Origin of the sequence: Streptomyces sp. URMC 129 (assembly GCF_051386415.1) — a bacterium.
Lineage (GTDB): Bacteria > Actinomycetota > Actinomycetes > Streptomycetales > Streptomycetaceae > Streptomyces.
On record NZ_JBPQTQ010000074.1, the window covers coordinates 16024 to 30910 of the forward strand.

Genomic DNA, 14887 nt, shown 5'->3' on the forward strand with positions numbered 1-14887 from the left:
GATGGGCGGGGCGGTGCCCCTAGGGGGAGCCCGGGGCGGCCCCGGGAATGAGCCGGGTGCTCTTTCGCGTTCCGGTCCCAACGTGTCAGCTTTGCCTTACAGGTTGGGGATCCCGGGCGGCGACCCGGGGTGGACGGAACGGGGATGTCGGCATGGACGGCGCACTGTGGATGTACGTCCTCCTGGCCCTGACGACCGCTCCGCCGCTGGTGCCCAACGCGGCGCTGATAGCGTCCGCGGGCGCCCTCGCCGAGGCCGGTGAACTCAGCCTCGGGCTCGTGCTGCTGGTCGTCGCCGTCAGCGCCCTGGCCGGTGACGCCGCCATCTACGGCATCGGCCGGCTGGCCGGGCGGCGGGTCGTGACGTGGCTCTCCGGCGCCGCCCGCCGCAAGGCGGCCCTCGCCTGGACCGCGGCCCGGATCCACCGCCACGGCGTGCCGTTCGTCATCGGCGTCCGCTTCCTGCCCAGCGGGCGGCTCGTCGGCGGCCTGACCGCCGCCGTCGTCCGCTACCGGCCCGGGCGTTACCTGCTGGGGGCCGGTATCGCCGAGGTCATCTGGGCCTCCTACAGCGTGGCGCTGGGCTACTGGGGCGGCTCCGCGCTCGGCAGCACCTGGTCGGCGCTGCTCATCGGCCTCGGCGTCTCGCTGCTCGTCGCGGGCGTCGCCCAGCTCATGAGCAGAGCCGGCCGGACGGCGCCGCCCCCCGCCGGTCTCAGTCCCGCCGCCCACCCCGATGGCCCGGCCGGCGGCTGACCCACTGCTTGATGGTGTCCGGGTACCAGAACGGCCGCCCGTTCTCGACCACGTCCGGCGGGGGCAGCAGCCCGTGCTTGCGGTAGGAGCGCACGGTGTCCGGCTGCACGCGGATATGCGCGGCGATCTCCTTGTACGACCAGAGTCCGCGATCCGTCAACTCTTCGCACCTCCTCGGGTACCCGCTGTCACGCGGGCGTGACGACGATGATCACTGAGCCTGTGCCCGGTGAACGACGGGGCGGAGGTGCCGCATGGGCCTGTTGATCACCTGTGACGGGTAAGGCGCGTAATGGTGACGGCTGTCGCGGAACCTTTACCTTTTGTGACGGCCCGGCAGGTGTGCGCTACCGGTTCCGTGGGAAACCGAGGTCGATGCCCGCCTCCGTGCCGGCCGGGTCGGGCCAGCGGGTGGTGATCACCTTGCCGCGGGTGCAGAAGCGGATGCCGTCGGTGCCGTAGACGTGGTGGTCGCCGAAGAGGGAGTCCTTCCAGCCGCCGAAGGAGTGGGAGCCGACGGGCACCGGGATCGGCACGTTGACGCCCACCATCCCGGCCTCCACCTCCAGCTGGAAGCGCCGCGCCGCGCCGCCGTCGCGGGTGAAGACGGCCGCGCCGTTGCCCCAGGGCGAGGCGTTGATCAGCGACACCGCCTCCTCGTACGTCCCGGCGCGGACCACGCACAGCACCGGGCCGAAGATCTCGTCGCGGTAGGCGTCCATCTCCGGCGTCACCCGGTCCAGCAGCGAGACGCCGAGGAAGAAGCCGTCCTCGTGGCCCGGCACGGTGTACCCGGTGCCGTCCACCACGACGTCGGCGCCCTGGGCGCGCGCGCCGTGCACGTAGGAGGCGACCCGGTCGCGGTGCTCACGGGTGATCAGCGGGCCCATCTCCGCGTCCGGGTCGGTGCCGGGGCCGACGCGCACGGCCGCCGCGCGCTCCGCGAGCCGCGCGACCAGCGCGTCGCCGGTCTCCTCGCCCACCGCGACCACCACCGAGACGGCCATGCAGCGCTCGCCGGCCGAGCCGTACGCGGCGCCGGTCGCGCTGTCCGCCGCCAGGTCGAGGTCGGCGTCGGGCAGCACCAGCATGTGGTTCTTGGCGCCGCCGAGGGCCTGGACGCGCTTGCCGTGCCGGGTGGCGGCGGCGTGGACGGCGCGGGCGACGGGCGTGGAGCCGACGAAGCTGACCGCCGCGACGCCGGGGTGGGCGAGGAGGTGGTCCACGGTCTCCCGGTCGCCGTTGACGACGTTGAGGACGCCGTCGGGGAAGCCCGCCTCGGCGGCCAGTCCGGCCAGCCGCAGCGCGGCGGACGGGTCCTTCTCGCTGGGCTTGAGGACGAACGCGTTCCCGCAGGCGACGGCGACCGGGAACATCCACAGCGGCACCATGGCGGGGAAGTTGAACGGGGTGATCCCCGCGACCACGCCCAGCGGCTGCCGGATCGAGGCCACGTCCACGCCGGTGGAGACCTCGGTGGACAGTTCGCCCTTGAGCTTCTCCGGGACCGCGCAGGCGAGTTCGACGATCTCCAGGCCGCGCGCCACCTCGCCCAGCGCGTCGGGGCGCACCTTGCCGTGCTCGGCGGTGATCAGCCCGGCCAGCTCGTCGCGGTGCGCGCGCAGCAGCTCGCGGTACCGGAACAGCAGCGCGGCGCGGCGGGCCAGGGAGGCCGAACGCCACGTCGCCGCCGCCTCCCCGGCCGCCGCGACGGCCCGGTCGACCTCGGCGGCCGAGGCCAGCGCGACGCGCGCGGTCCGCGCGCCGGTCGCCGGGTCGAAGACCGGGGCGAACCGGCCGGAGGCGCCCCCGGCGTGCCGGTTGCCGATGAAGTGGCCGATGGTCTTCGGGGATTCGGGCTGCATGCCGGGTGACCTCCAGGTCTTCGGACGCGTCCTCACAGGTGCCGGCGCCGGGCGGCCGACCGCCGTTCGTACTCCGCGCGGGCCGCGCGCGCCGCCGGGCGGGTGGCGGTCGCCGCCACCGGCACGTCCCACCACGCCTGCGCGGGCGGCGCGGTGGGCCCGGCGGCGGTATCGGTCTCGACGTGCACGCAGACCGGCCGGTCGAGGGCGCGCGCCTCGGTCAGCGCCGCGCGCAGCTCGCGGTACGTCCCGGCGCGGAGCACCGTCAGGCCCAGGGAGGCCGCGTTGGCGGCCAGGTCGACGGGGAGCGGGTCGCCGGTGTAGGAGCCGTCCGGGGCGCGGAACCGGTAGGCGGTGCCGAAGCGTTCGGCGCCGGTCTCCTCCGACAGGCCGCCGATGGAGGCGTATCCGTGGTTCTGGATCAGCACCAGCTTGACGGCGACGCCCTCCTGGACGGCGGTGACCAGCTCGGTCGGCATCATCAGGTAGGTGCCGTCCCCGACCAGCGCCCACACCGGGCGGCCGGGCGCGGCCAGCCGCACGCCGATCGCGGCGGGGATCTCGTAGCCCATGCACGAGTACCCGTACTCCAGGTGGTACTGGCGCGGCGAGCGGGCGCGCCACAGCTTGTGCAGGTCGCCGGGGAGGGAGCCGGCCGCGTTGATCACGATGTCGTCGTCCCCGACGACCGCGTCCAGCGCGCCGATCACCTGGGTCTGGGTGGGGCGGGCGTCCGCGTCGCGCGGGGTGAGGGCCGCGTCCACCACCCGTTCCCAACGGGCCTTGCCCGCGCGGAACTCGGCGGCGTAGGCGGCGTCGACGCGGTGTCCGGCCAGGGCCCCGGTGAGGGCGGTGAGCCCGGCGCGGGCGTCCGCGACCAGGGCGAGGCCACCGAGTTTGTGCGCGTCGGCGGGGGAGATCGTGAGGTTCACGAACCGGACGCCGGGCGCGGCGAAGAGCGTGCCGGAGGCGGTGGTGAAGTCCGTCCAGCGGGTGCCGACGCCGATCACCAGGTCCGCCGCGCGGGCCAGGTCGTCGGCCACGGCGGTGCCGGTGTGGCCGACGCCGCCCACGTCGCAGGGGTGGTCGTGGCGCAGCGAGCCCTTCCCGGCCTGGGTGGAGGCCACCGGGATGCCGGTGGCGTCGGCCAGCGCGCGCAGCGCATCCTCGGCCTCGCTGTGGTGCACGCCGCCGCCCGCGATCAGCAGCGGGCGGCGGGCGGCCCGGACGGCCCGCGCGGCGGCGGCGAGCGCGCCGGGGTCGGGGGCGGGCCGGGGCACGTGCCAGACGCGCTCGGCGAGGAACGCGGCCGGCCAGTCGTACGCCTCGGCCTGCACGTCCTGCGGCAGGGCGAGGGTGACCGCGCCGGTCTCCACGGGGTCGGCCAGCACCCGGACGGCGGCGAGCGCGGCGGGGATCAGCGCCTCGGGGCGGTGCACGCGGTCGAACCACCGGCTGACCGGCCGCAGCGCGTCGTTGACCGAGATGTCGCCGGCCAGCGGGTGTTCGAGCTGCTGGAGCACGGGGTCGGCCGGGCGGGTGGCGAACGCGTCGCCGGGCAGCAGGAGGACGGGCAGCCGGTTGATCGTGGCGAGGGCGGCGGCGGTGACGAGGTTGGTGGCGCCGGGGCCGATGGAGGTGGTGACGGCCTGGGCGGAGAGGCGGTTGCGCTGGCGGGCGAAGCCGACGGCGGCGTGCGCCATCGCCTGCTCGTTGCGGCCCTGGCGGAAGGGGAGCCGGGCGCCGGGGCCCTGGCCGAGTTCGACCAGCGCCTGGCCGATCCCGGCGACGTTGCCGTGGCCGAAGATGCCCCAGCAGGAGTCGATCAGGCGGTGCCGCACGCCGTCGCGCTCGGTGTACTGGTTGGCCAGGAAGCGGATCAGCGCCTGGGCGACGGTGAGCCGGACCGGGCCGGGGGTGGGGGCGGTGGCGGTCATGGGCGGTCCTCCGGGGGCTCGACCGGTGCCGGACGTGCCGGACGTGCCGGACGCGCCGGGCCGGTGAGCGGCAGCCGGGGGTCGGGCGGCTCGCCGGCCCAGGTGTCCCTGATCCAGGCGTGGTCGGGGTGGTCGCTGATGAGCCACTGGCGCTCGTCGCCGGGACCGGCCATGACGTTGAGGTAGTACATGTCGTGGCCGGGCGCGGCCATGGACGGGCCGTGCCAGCCGTCGGGGATCAGCACCGCGTCGCCGGTGCGGACCTCGGCGAGCAGGTCGGCGCCGACGCCCCGGCCGGAGGGCGTCACGCGCTGGTAGCCGACGCCCTCGGCCGCGCGCCCGCCGGGGGCCCGCGCGATCTCGAAGTAGTAGATCTCCTCCAGTCGTGACTCCTCGCCGGGCCGGGCCTCGTCGTGCTTGTGCGGCGGGTAGGAGGACCAGTTCCCGCCGGGGGTCAGCACCTCGACCGCGATCAGCCGGTCGGCCTCGAAGACGTCCGCCGCCGCGAAGTTGTGGACCTGGCGGGTGCAGTGGCCCGCGCCGCGCAACTCGACCGGGACGGCCCCGGCCGGGCCGTAGCGGGCGGGCAGCCGGTTGGCACAGCGGGCGCCGGTGAGCGCGAACCGGCCGCCCCCGGCGGAGGCCACGGTCACCTCGGCGTCGCGCGGCGCGTAGGCGAAGTCGCTGACGCCGGAGAAGACGTCGGCCCGCCCGCGCAGGGTGAACGTCTCCCCGCCGTCCCGGTCGCCGTCGGTGACGGTCACCGTGCAGCTCCCGCGCAGCGGCAGCACGATCCACTCGCTGTCGTCGGTGCGGAAGGTGTGGGCGGCGCCGGGGGCGAGCGGCAGCACGCGCAGCGAGGAGAAGCCCCAGCCGGCGCGCTCGGGGGAGACGGCCAGGGCGTACGGGCCGGCGGCGGCCGAGCCCGCCGGGAGGTGGTACCGGGAGTGGGCGCTGGGCCCGGTGGGGGTTCTCGTCATGGGCGGCTTCCGCCTCTCGCGGGGGTTTCCGGTCTCACAGGAGTCCGACGGCGGTGTCCACGGCGCGGGCGACGTCGTCGTCGGCCGGGTAGAGCAGCGAGCGGCCCGCGATCAGGCCGTGCACGGTGGGCAGGCGCAGCGCCGCGCGCCACCGCTCGTACGTGGTGTCCTGGTCGGGGCCGGTGTCGCCGCCGAGCAGCACGGCGGGCAGTGTGGAGGTCTCCATGACGCGTCCCATCTCCTCGGCGTCCGCGGTGACCGGCACCTTCAGCCAGGTGTAGGCCGAGGTGCCGCCGAGACCGGAGGCGATGGCGATGGACGTGGCGACCGCCTCGGCGCTCAGGTCGACGCTCACTTTGCCGCCCACCCGGTGGCAGAGGAAAGGCTCCACGAAGACGGGCAGGTGTCGTTCGGCCATCTCGTCGATGGCGCGCGCGGTGGCGTGCAGGGTGGCGAGCGAGCCGGGGTCGGTGTAGTCGATGCGCAGCAGCAGCTTCCCGGCGTCGAAGCCGAGGCGCCGCAGGGTCTCGGCGCGGTGGCCGGTGAAGCGGTCGTCGAGCTCGAACGCGGCGCCGGCCAGGCCGCCGCGGTTCATCGAGCCGATGGCGAGCCTGTGGTCGAGGGCGCCGAGCAGCAGCAGGTCGTCCAGGATGTCGGCGGTGGCGAGGACCCCGTCGACGCCGGGGCGGGAGAGGGCGAGCCGCAGCCGTTCCAGCAGGTCGGCGCGGTTGGCCATGGCGAGCGAGCGGTCCCCGGCGCCGAGCACGCCGCGCGCCGGGTGGTCGGCGGCGACGATCATCAGCCGGCCGCGCTCGCCCAGGAACGGGCGGCGCCGCCGGCGGGCGGCGGCCTCGGCGACGGCCTCGGGATGCCGGGCGCGCACCGTGGCGATCTCGGAGACGCTGAGGGTCAAGGACCTCTCCTCACTGGGGGGTGGTGTCGGGGTGCGGGGCGGAGCCGGTGGCGGATCCGCCGGGCGGGGCGGTGCCGGTGGCGGCGGCGAGGAGGGTGTCGACCTCGGCGGCGTAGGGCATGGCGGCCGAGCAGGCGAGCCGCCCGGCGACGATCGCGCCGGCCGCGTTGGCGTAGCGCGTCAGCGCCCGCGGGGCCCAGCCCGCCAGCAGGCCGTGGCAGAGCGCGCCGCCGAAGGCGTCGCCCGCGCCGAGCCCGTTGACGACCTCGACGGGGTGCGCCGGGGCCTCGGTCACGGTGCCGTCGCGGTCCATGGCCAGCACGCCGTCCGGCCCGCGCTTGACGACGGCCAGCGCCACGCCCGCGTCCAGCAGGGCCTCGGCGCAGGCGCGCGGCTCGCGTTCGCCGGTGGCGACCCCGCACTCCGCGAGGTTGCCGACGGCGACGGTGGCGTGGGCCAGGGCCGCGCGGTAGTGGGGGCGGGCCTGCTCGGGGTCGCCGTCGGGCCAGAACACCGGTCGCCAGTCGAGGTCGAGGACGGTGGCGACCTGGCCGGGACCGGCCGCCGCGCGGCGGGCGGCGAGGGCGGTGAGGGTCGCGGTGCGGCTGGGCTCGGCGCACAGCCCGGTGCCGGTCACCCAGAAGACGCGGGCGGCGGCCACCGCCGCCAGGTCCAGCTCGTGCGGATGGATGATCAGGTCGGGGGCCTGGGGCTGGCGGTAGAAGTAGAGCGGGAAGTCGTCGGGCGGGAAGATCTCGCAGAACGTGACGGGCGTCGGATGGCCGGGCACGTCGGTCACCCAGCGGTCGTCCACGCCGAACTCCCGCAGCGCGCGGTGGCAGTAGTCGCCGAACGGATCGCGGCCGGTGCGGGTGATGACGGCGGCGGAGCGGCCGAGGCGGGCGGCGGCGACGGCCACATTCGTGGGGGAACCGCCGAGGAATTTCCCGAAGGTCTCGACGTCCGGGAGCGGTACGCCGGTCTGCAGCGGGTAGATGTCCACTCCGATGCGTCCCATGGTGATGACGTCGAACGGTCCGGCTGGTCCGGCCACGGCGGTGCCCTTTCGGCGGATGGGCGGCGGCACATCGCCCCCATCATGCAGTCGGATGCCGGGCCCCTGTCAATCATTTGTCCTGACATATGGACAATAGGGCTTGTGCTGGGCAGTATCGTCCGGGAGGTGAGGTTCCGGACGATGAACGTCTACAGAGTCCCGGCGGCGCGGCCGAGAGCGGTGGTGGCCCTCGCCGCCTGCGCGCTGCTGCTGGCCGGGTGCACCAGCGACACCGGCGGCCGGCGCGCCCGCGAGGCCGCGGAGGAGGCCGCCGCGGACGCCCTGGGCCGGGCCGACACCCCGCGGATCAAGGTCGCGCTGATCACCCACGGAGCACCCGGCGACACCTTCTGGGACATCGTCCGCGAGGGCGCCGAGGACGCGGCGCAGAAGAGCAACGCCGAGCTGGTCTACGCGAGCGACCCGGAGGTCTCCGGGCAGGCGAGCCTGATACAGAACGCCATCGACCAGGACGTCGACGGCATAGCCGTGACCCTGGCCAACCCCGAGGGCCTGGCCGACGCCGTCCGGCGCGCCGAGGACGCGGGCATCCCCGTCGTCGGCCTCAACTCCGGTATGGACGCGTGGCGCGAGCTGGGCCTGCTCTCCTACTTCGGCCAGGACGAGCGGCTGACGGGCGAGGCGTTCGGGGAGCGGCTCAACGAGGCCGGCGCGGAGCAGCCCTGTGCGTCATCCACGAACAGGGCCACGTCGACCAGGAGGCGCGCTGCGCCGGGGTCGCCGCGACGTTCGCGGGCGAGAGCGAGATCCTCTACGTCGACGGCACCGACCTGCCGTCGGTGCGCTCCACCATCGAGGCCAAGCTGCGGCAGGAGTCCTCGATCGACTACGTGGTCTCCCTGACCGCCCCCGTCGGGCTGGCCGCCGTGGGCTCGGTGGACGACGCGGGCGACGACGCGCGGATCGCCACGTTCGACCTCAACCCGGAGCTGGTGACGGCGATCGAGGACGGGGACATCGAGTTCGCCGTCGACCAGCAGCCGTACCTCCAGGGCTATCTGGCGGTCGACGCGCTGTGGCTCTTCCACCACAACGGCAACGTCAGCGGCGGCGGCGCCGAACCCGTGCTGACCGGACCGGCGTTCGTGGACGCGGAGAACATCGCGGAGATCGCCGCGTTCGCCCGGAACGGGACGAGGTGACCCGCGCCGTGCCGTCCGCCGCCACCGCCCTGGCCGCCCGGTCGCGCCGCGCGCTGGCCCGCCCCGAGACGGGCGTGCTCATCGGCGCGCTGGCGGTCTACCTGCTCTTCTGGGCCGTCGCCCCGACCTTCCGGCAGCTCGACTCGCTGTCCACCGTGCTCTACCAGTCCTCCACGCTCGGCATCATGGGCCTGTCGGTGGCGCTGCTGATGATCGGCGGCGAGTTCGACCTGTCGGCGGGCGTCGCCGTCGTCTCCTCGGCCCTGACCGCGAGCATGGTCGCCTTCCAGCTCACCCTCAACGTCTGGACCGGGGTGCTGGTCGCGCTCGTCCTCTCGCTGGCCGTCGGCGCGTTCAACGGGCTGATGCTGGTGCTGACCCGGCTGCCCAGCTTCCTCGTCACGCTGGGCACGTTCCTGATGCTCCAGGGGCTGAACCTGGCGCTCACCAAGGCGATCACGGGCACCGTGGCCACCGACTCCATCAGCGACATGGAGGGTTTCGACCAGGCGCGGAGCGTCTTCTCCGCCACGCTCACGGTCGGCGGCACCGACGTCCGGATCACCGTGCTGTGGTGGCTCGGCTTCGCCTGCCTGGCCACCTGGGTGCTGCTGCGCACCACGTACGGCAACTGGATCTTCGCCGTCGGCGGCGGGCAGGAGAGCGCGCGGGCGGTCGGGGTGCCGGTCGCGTTCGTCAAGATCAGCCTCTTCATGCTCGTCGGCTTCACGGCGTGGTTCGTCGGGATGCACCAGCTCTTCGCGTTCAACACCGTCCAGTCGGGCGGCGGCGTCGGCAACGAACTGCTGTACATCGCGGCGGCCGTCATCGGCGGCTGCCTGCTGACCGGCGGCTACGGCTCGGTCCCCGGGCCGGTGGTGGGCGCGTTCCTGTTCGGGATGGTCTCCCAGGGCATCGTCTACGCCGACTGGGACCCCGACTGGTTCATGTTCTTCCTCGGCGCGGTGCTGCTGCTCGCCACGCTGCTCAACCTCTGGGTCCGCAGGCAGGCCACGGCCGGGCGGCGCACCGCGGGGGTGAGGCGGGCGTGAACACCTGGTCCCCGCTGGTGGAGCTGACCGGCGTCGGCAAGAGCTACGGTGCCGTGCGGGCGCTGCGCGGCGTCGATCTCGCCGTGCGGGCGGGCGAGGTGACGTGCGTGCTCGGGGACAACGGCGCGGGCAAGTCCACCCTCATCAAGATCGTCACCGGGCTGCACCGGCCCGACGAGGGCGAGTTCCGCATCGACGGCGAGCCGGTCCGGCTGCCGGGGCCGCGCGCCGCGCTGGCCCGGGGCATCGCCGCCGTCCACCAGGACCTGGCCACCGTGCCGCTGATGTCGGTCTGGCGGAACTTCTTCCTCGGCTCCGAACTCACGCGCGGGTTCGGGCCGTTCCGGTGGCTGGACATCGCCCGCATGAAGCGGGTCGCCGACGCCGAACTGCGCGGCATGGGCATCGTGCTCGACGATCTGGACCAGCCGGTCGGCTCGCTCTCCGGCGGCCAGCGGCAGTCCGTCGCCATCGCCCGCGCCGTGCACTTCGGGGCCCGGGTGCTGGTGCTGGACGAGCCCACGGCCGCGCTGGGCGTCAAGCAGTCCGGTGTGGTGCTGAAGTACATCGCCGCGGCGCGGGAGCGTGGCCTGGGCGTCGTCTTCATCACCCACAATCCGCACCACGCCTTCCTGGTGGGCGACCACTTCACCGTCCTGCGGCTGGGCGCCGTCGAGTTGAGCGCGGCGCGCGGCGACGTGACGCTGGAGGAGCTGATCACGCGGATGGCGGGCGGCGCCGAACTGGCGGCGCTGCGGCACGAGCTGGCCCGGGGCGCGGACGCGGAGGCGGGCGCGGGCGGAGCGGTGGAGGACGACGGTGACGATTCTTGACCGGATCCGGGTCGGCTCGGCACCCGACTCGTGGGGCGTGTGGTTCGCGGACGACCCGGCGCAGGTGCCCTGGGACCGGTTCCTGGACGAGGTGGCGGACGCCGGGTACCCGTGGATCGAGCTGGGCCCCTACGGCTATCTGCCGACCGACCCCGCCCGGCTCGGTGACGAACTCGCCCGCCGCGACCTGTGCCTGTCCGCCGGCACGGTCTTCACCGCCCTGCACCGCGGCCCCGCCGTCTGGGACGCCACCTGGGCGCAGGTCGCCCGGGTCGCCGCGCTGACACGGGCGCTGGGCGCCGCGCACCTGGTGGTGATCCCCGAGTTCTGGCGCGATCCGCTGACCGGTGAGCGCACCGACGCGGAGCGGCTGAGCGCCGCGGGGTTCGCGGAGCTGGCGGCGGGCATGGAACGGCTGGGGCGGCGGGTGCGCGAGGAGTTCGGCCTGCGGGTCGTCGTCCACCCGCACGCCGACACCCACATCGACGACGAGGAGAGCGTGACCCGTTTCCTCGACGCCACCGACCCGGACGCCGTCGCCCTGTGCCTGGACACCGGGCACTACGCCTACTGCGGCGGGGACAGCGTCCGGCTCATCGAGACCTACGGCGAGCGCATCGGCTACCTGCACCTGAAGCAGGTGGACCCCGGCGTCCTGGCCGACGTGGCCGAGCGGCGGCTCCCGTTCGGCCCGGCCGTGCGGCGCGGCGTGATGACCGAGCCGCCGGCCGGGGTCCCGGCGCTGCCGCCCGTCCTGGCCGCCGCGCAGGAGCTGGGCGTCGACCTCTTCGCCATCGTGGAACAGGACATGTACCCGTGCCCGCCGGACCGGCCGCTGCCCATCGCCCGCCGCACCCGCCGCTACCTGGCCCGGTGCGGCGCGTGATCCGCCCGACGACCCCGACGAGGTGAGGAGCCTCCGCATGACGAACGACGCCAGGCCGCCGCTCGGCGTGGCCGTGATCGGCACCGGGATGATGGGCGCGGACCACGTGCGCCGCATCGACGAGGTGATCAGCGGCGCCCGGGTGGCCGCCGTCGCGGACATCGACGAGGGACGCGCCAAGGACATGGCCGCCGGGATCCACGGCTGCGGCGCCTACGCCGACCCGGCCGAGGCCATGGCGGCGCCCGGCGTCGACGCCGTCCTGATCGCCTCCCCGGGACCGGCCCACGAGGAGACGCTGCTCGCCGCCCTCGCCCGCGATCTGCCGGTGCTGTGCGAGAAGCCGATGACCACCGGCAGCGAGAGCGCGCTGCGCGTGCTGGAGGCCGAACTCCGCCTGGGACACCGCCGGATACAGGTCGGCTACATGCGGCGGTACGACGCCGAGTACCTCCAGCTCAAGGCGCTGCTGGACAGCGGCGAGCTGGGCCGCCCGCTGATGCTGCACTGCCGCCACCGCAACGTGTCCGTGCACCGGTACTTCACGGACGAGATGCTGATCAACGACTCGGTCTCGCACGAGTTCGACGCGGCGCGCTGGCTGCTCGGCCAGGAGATCACGGCGGTGCGGGTGCTGCGCCCGGCGCCGAGCGGGCACGCCCCGGCCGGTCTGTCGGACCCGCAGTTCGTCGTCTTCGAGACCGACGGGGGCGCGATCGTGGACGTGGAGATCTTCGTCAACAGCGGCTTCGGGTACCAGGTGCAGACCGAGGCGGTCTGCGAGCGCGGCACCGCGCGGATCGGGGAGGCGCACGGCCTGATGACCAGCACGGCCGGGCGGTGGGGCGGCGCGATCGCGCCCGACTTCCTCGCCCGGTTCGCCGCCGCCTACGACCGCGAGGTGCAGGCGTGGGTGGACGCGACGCGGCGCGGCCACGTCACCGGGCCCGGCACGTGGGACGGTTACGCCGTCGCCGCCGTCTGCGAGGCCGGGATCGAGGCGCAGCGCACGGGCCGCAGGGTGCCGGTCCGGATGATCGATCGGCCCGCGTTCCCTTCCTGACCGTGCGGGTGACTCCCTGGCGGTAGGCTCCGGAACGTGGGAAGGAGGACCCGGTGGATGTGGCGTTTCGCATCGACCGCACCAGCCCGGTGCCGCTGTACTTCCAGTTGTCCCAGCAGCTCGAAGAGGCCATCGAGCACGGCAAGTTGCTCCCCGGCACCCTCCTGGGGAACGAGATAGAACTGGCCGGGCGGCTGGGCCTGTCCCGCCCGACGGTCCGTCAGGCCATCCAGGCGCTGGTCGACAAGGGGCTGTTGGTGCGCCGCCGGGGCGTGGGCACGCAGGTCGTGCACAGCCACGTCCGGCGCCCGCTCGAACTGAGCAGCCTGTACGAGGACTTGGAGGCCGCCGGGCAGCGGCCCAGCACCCGGGTCCTGGACTGCTCGGTCGTCCCGGCCCCCGCCGAGGTGGCCGCCGCCCTCGGTATTCCGGAGGGCGCGGAGGTGCACCGCATCGAGCGGCTCCGCCTCACGCACAACGATCCCATCGCCCACCTGCGGAACTTCCTGCCGCCGCGGACGCTGGAGCCGACGGCCGCCGATCTGGAGGCCACCGGGCTGTACCGGCTGATGCGCGCCTCCGGCACCACCCTGCACAGCGCCCGCCAGTCGATCGGCGCCCGCGCGGCCACCGCGGAGGAAGCCGAGCTGCTGGCCGAGCCGAAGGGTGCGCCGCTGCTGAGCATGCAGCGCACCGCGTTCGACGACACGGGGCGCGCGGTCGAGTACGGGTCGCATCTCTACCGGGCCTCGCGCTATACGTTCGAGCTCCAGCTCCTCGTCCGCCCCTAGCGGACCCTTCCCCCCTGTCCCGCCCCTTCCTTCCCCCCTTTCATGAACCCCCGCGAACGGGGCTTGGCGGTCTTGTTGCACTTCACCGGGTTCGGTTGACCACCGGGAGGCCGGGCGGCAGAGTCGTGCTCACGCGACAGCGCACGGCCGTGTGCCCGAGTGGTTCAGGGGCTCGCCTGCAAAGCGAGTTACGTGGGTTCGATTCCCGCCACGGCCTCCCGGCACGTCAGTGACCGCCCGGCTCGACGTTGGTCTTGTCGACCGCCCGGCGCAGGCCGCGGCAGATCCGCACCGGGTCGCCCACGGCCCATATGTGGAAGAAGAACAGCCGCGGCTCGTCCCGCAGACCGTGGTTGTGCAGGTGCATCACGTCGATCCCGCCGCGGCGCAGTTCCGCCATCGCGTCGCCCACCTCGTCGGCGATCAGCGCCAGGTCGCCGCTGAGCACGGCCTTGCCGCCGCCCACCGGCTGGAAGATGAGGGCAGTGGTGGACCCGAGGCCGGGCGGGAGGATCAGGTGGCTCTCGGTCACCGTCTCGCGCCGGATGAAGGTGTACTTGTAGACCGTCTGGTCCTGCACGCCCTCCATGCCCATCGCGGCGTTCATGCGCTCGGTGTCGATGTTGAGCGGTGGACGCTGCGGCGTGCTGGGCGGCGGGGTCTCGGTCTTGTCGATGGCGGCGCGCAGGCCGCGCGCCATTTGGAGCGGGTCGTTCCCGTGGGCGTGGACGTGGGTCCACAGCACCGCGGGGTCGTGCGTGTACAGGTGCCCGTGGATCGCGGTCTGCGACAGCCCGTGCCGGCGCAACGCGTCGGTGACCGCGCTGAGTTCCTCCTCCAGGACGACCAGGTCGCCCATCAGCATCGTGCTGCCGTCGGCGTACCGGACGAACGACACGTGGGTGCCCAGCGCCAGCGACGAGGAGATCGGGATGCCGCGCGAGACCACGTCGAGGTCGTCCCGCAGGAAGGCGGTGTGCCAGAGCATGTCCCGCCGCAGGTCACCGGGCCGCCCGAGGACCCGCTGCACGTCCTCCCAGTCCTCGGGGGTGGTCACCACCGGCTCGATCATGTCGCCCGGCGGGTGCGGATCCTGCGGGTCGTGCTCCTCGCCGGCATAGGCGACGCCCGCGCTCGCGCCGATGCCCGTGCCCGCGACGGTCCCGGCCAGCACCGGGGTCAGCGCGGCGGCGCGGAGAAGGCGGCGGCGGGGTGTGGCGGTGGCGGTGGCGGTGGCGGTGGCGCTGCCGGTGTCGGCGGCGGCGTCGGTGACGGATTCCTGCCCTCTGCTGCCTGTGCTCATTTCTGCAATTCCCCTCAGTATTGCGAATGAATGTGGCGTGACGTCGATGCCGAAGGTTTGAAGGTGGCGCGTGCGGGCAGCGGGAATCCGTGCGTCGGGCACCCGTCGTGCCGTGTCAGCGCGCCTGCGTGGGAAATTCCGCGTCACCGGGCGTCGCCCGGGCGGCCCCTCCTGAGTGGGATGACTTCTTCCACGTCATGAAAAAACGATGCTGCCGTCCTCGCCACTCGCCCCGATCGGTGAGCCTGCCGGCAGCAGTCGTGACGGATCACCCCGAACCCCCCTTCCC

13 protein-coding genes, 1 tRNA gene and 1 pseudogene are annotated in these 14887 nt (G+C 74.1%); 8 read left to right on the forward strand and 7 right to left on the reverse strand.

Annotated elements, in window-relative coordinates; genetic code table 11:
• The first annotated feature begins 152 nt into the window (after positions 1 to 152).
• A complete protein-coding gene (locus tag ACSNOC_RS16660; protein WP_436748238.1) occupies positions 153 to 755 on the forward strand; it encodes a DedA family protein in 603 nt (200 codons plus the stop codon).
• Here ACSNOC_RS16660 and ACSNOC_RS16665 read toward each other — a convergent pair.
• From ACSNOC_RS16665 to iolC, 6 genes are all read right to left on the reverse strand, one after another.
• Positions 715 to 915: a MerR family transcriptional regulator gene (locus tag ACSNOC_RS16665; RefSeq protein ID WP_436748239.1), complete on the reverse strand. Its 201-nt coding sequence runs from the start codon at positions 913 to 915 to the stop codon at positions 715 to 717. The genes ACSNOC_RS16660 and ACSNOC_RS16665 overlap by 41 nt on opposite strands.
• A gap of 187 nt (positions 916 to 1102) precedes the next feature.
• The gene (locus ACSNOC_RS16670; protein ID WP_436748240.1) at positions 1103 to 2620 is read right to left on the reverse strand and encodes a CoA-acylating methylmalonate-semialdehyde dehydrogenase; all 1518 of its coding nucleotides are present in this window, start codon (positions 2618 to 2620) and stop codon (positions 1103 to 1105) included.
• A gap of 32 nt (positions 2621 to 2652) precedes the next feature.
• The gene (iolD, locus tag ACSNOC_RS16675; protein WP_436748241.1) at positions 2653 to 4557 is read right to left on the reverse strand and encodes a 3D-(3,5/4)-trihydroxycyclohexane-1,2-dione acylhydrolase (decyclizing); all 1905 of its coding nucleotides are present in this window, start codon (positions 4555 to 4557) and stop codon (positions 2653 to 2655) included.
• Positions 4554 to 5537 (reverse strand): 5-deoxy-glucuronate isomerase, encoded by a 984-nt coding sequence (iolB, locus tag ACSNOC_RS16680; RefSeq protein WP_436748242.1) that lies wholly within the window; start codon positions 5535 to 5537, stop codon positions 4554 to 4556. Before iolB ends, iolD begins: the two co-directional genes overlap by 4 nt.
• A gap of 34 nt (positions 5538 to 5571) precedes the next feature.
• A complete protein-coding gene (locus ACSNOC_RS16685) occupies positions 5572 to 6450 on the reverse strand; it encodes a Cgl0159 family (beta/alpha)8-fold protein (RefSeq protein WP_436748243.1) in 879 nt (292 codons plus the stop codon).
• A 10-nt stretch (positions 6451 to 6460) separates the two neighbouring features.
• Complete coding sequence (gene iolC, locus ACSNOC_RS16690) at positions 6461 to 7468, reverse strand: 5-dehydro-2-deoxygluconokinase (protein ID WP_436748244.1); 1008 nt, start codon at positions 7466 to 7468, stop codon at positions 6461 to 6463.
• A gap of 180 nt (positions 7469 to 7648) precedes the next feature.
• Here iolC and ACSNOC_RS16695 point away from each other — a divergent pair.
• The 7 genes and pseudogenes from ACSNOC_RS16695 (at position 7649) to ACSNOC_RS16725 (ending at position 13512) form a co-directional block, all read left to right on the forward strand.
• A pseudogene (locus ACSNOC_RS16695) lies at positions 7649 to 8670 on the forward strand (substrate-binding domain-containing protein).
• 8 nt (positions 8671 to 8678) lie between these two features.
• Positions 8679 to 9722 carry an ABC transporter permease gene (locus ACSNOC_RS16700; protein WP_436748245.1) on the forward strand — a complete coding sequence of 348 codons (1044 nt, stop codon included), beginning with the start codon at positions 8679 to 8681 and terminating at the stop codon, positions 9720 to 9722.
• Positions 9719 to 10555 (forward strand): ATP-binding cassette domain-containing protein, encoded by an 837-nt coding sequence (locus ACSNOC_RS16705; protein ID WP_436748246.1) that lies wholly within the window; start codon positions 9719 to 9721, stop codon positions 10553 to 10555. Before ACSNOC_RS16700 ends, ACSNOC_RS16705 begins: the two co-directional genes overlap by 4 nt.
• Complete coding sequence (locus ACSNOC_RS16710) at positions 10542 to 11441, forward strand: sugar phosphate isomerase/epimerase family protein (protein WP_436748247.1); 900 nt, start codon at positions 10542 to 10544, stop codon at positions 11439 to 11441. Before ACSNOC_RS16705 ends, ACSNOC_RS16710 begins: the two co-directional genes overlap by 14 nt.
• A 37-nt stretch (positions 11442 to 11478) precedes the next feature.
• Positions 11479 to 12504, forward strand: coding sequence for a Gfo/Idh/MocA family protein (locus tag ACSNOC_RS16715; RefSeq protein ID WP_436748248.1), 1026 nt, complete (start codon positions 11479 to 11481; stop codon positions 12502 to 12504).
• A 53-nt stretch (positions 12505 to 12557) separates the two neighbouring features.
• Positions 12558 to 13295 carry a GntR family transcriptional regulator gene (locus ACSNOC_RS16720; RefSeq protein WP_436748249.1) on the forward strand — a complete coding sequence of 246 codons (738 nt, stop codon included), beginning with the start codon at positions 12558 to 12560 and terminating at the stop codon, positions 13293 to 13295.
• Positions 13296 to 13440: 145 nt separating this feature from the next.
• Positions 13441 to 13512: transfer RNA gene (locus ACSNOC_RS16725), tRNA-Cys, on the forward strand.
• Between the two features lie 9 nt (positions 13513 to 13521).
• On the opposite strand, the gene ACSNOC_RS16730 is transcribed toward ACSNOC_RS16725, so the two are convergent.
• The gene (locus ACSNOC_RS16730; RefSeq protein WP_436748250.1) at positions 13522 to 14598 is read right to left on the reverse strand and encodes a DUF1259 domain-containing protein; all 1077 of its coding nucleotides are present in this window, start codon (positions 14596 to 14598) and stop codon (positions 13522 to 13524) included.
• Between the last annotated feature and the right edge of the window lie 289 nt (positions 14599 to 14887).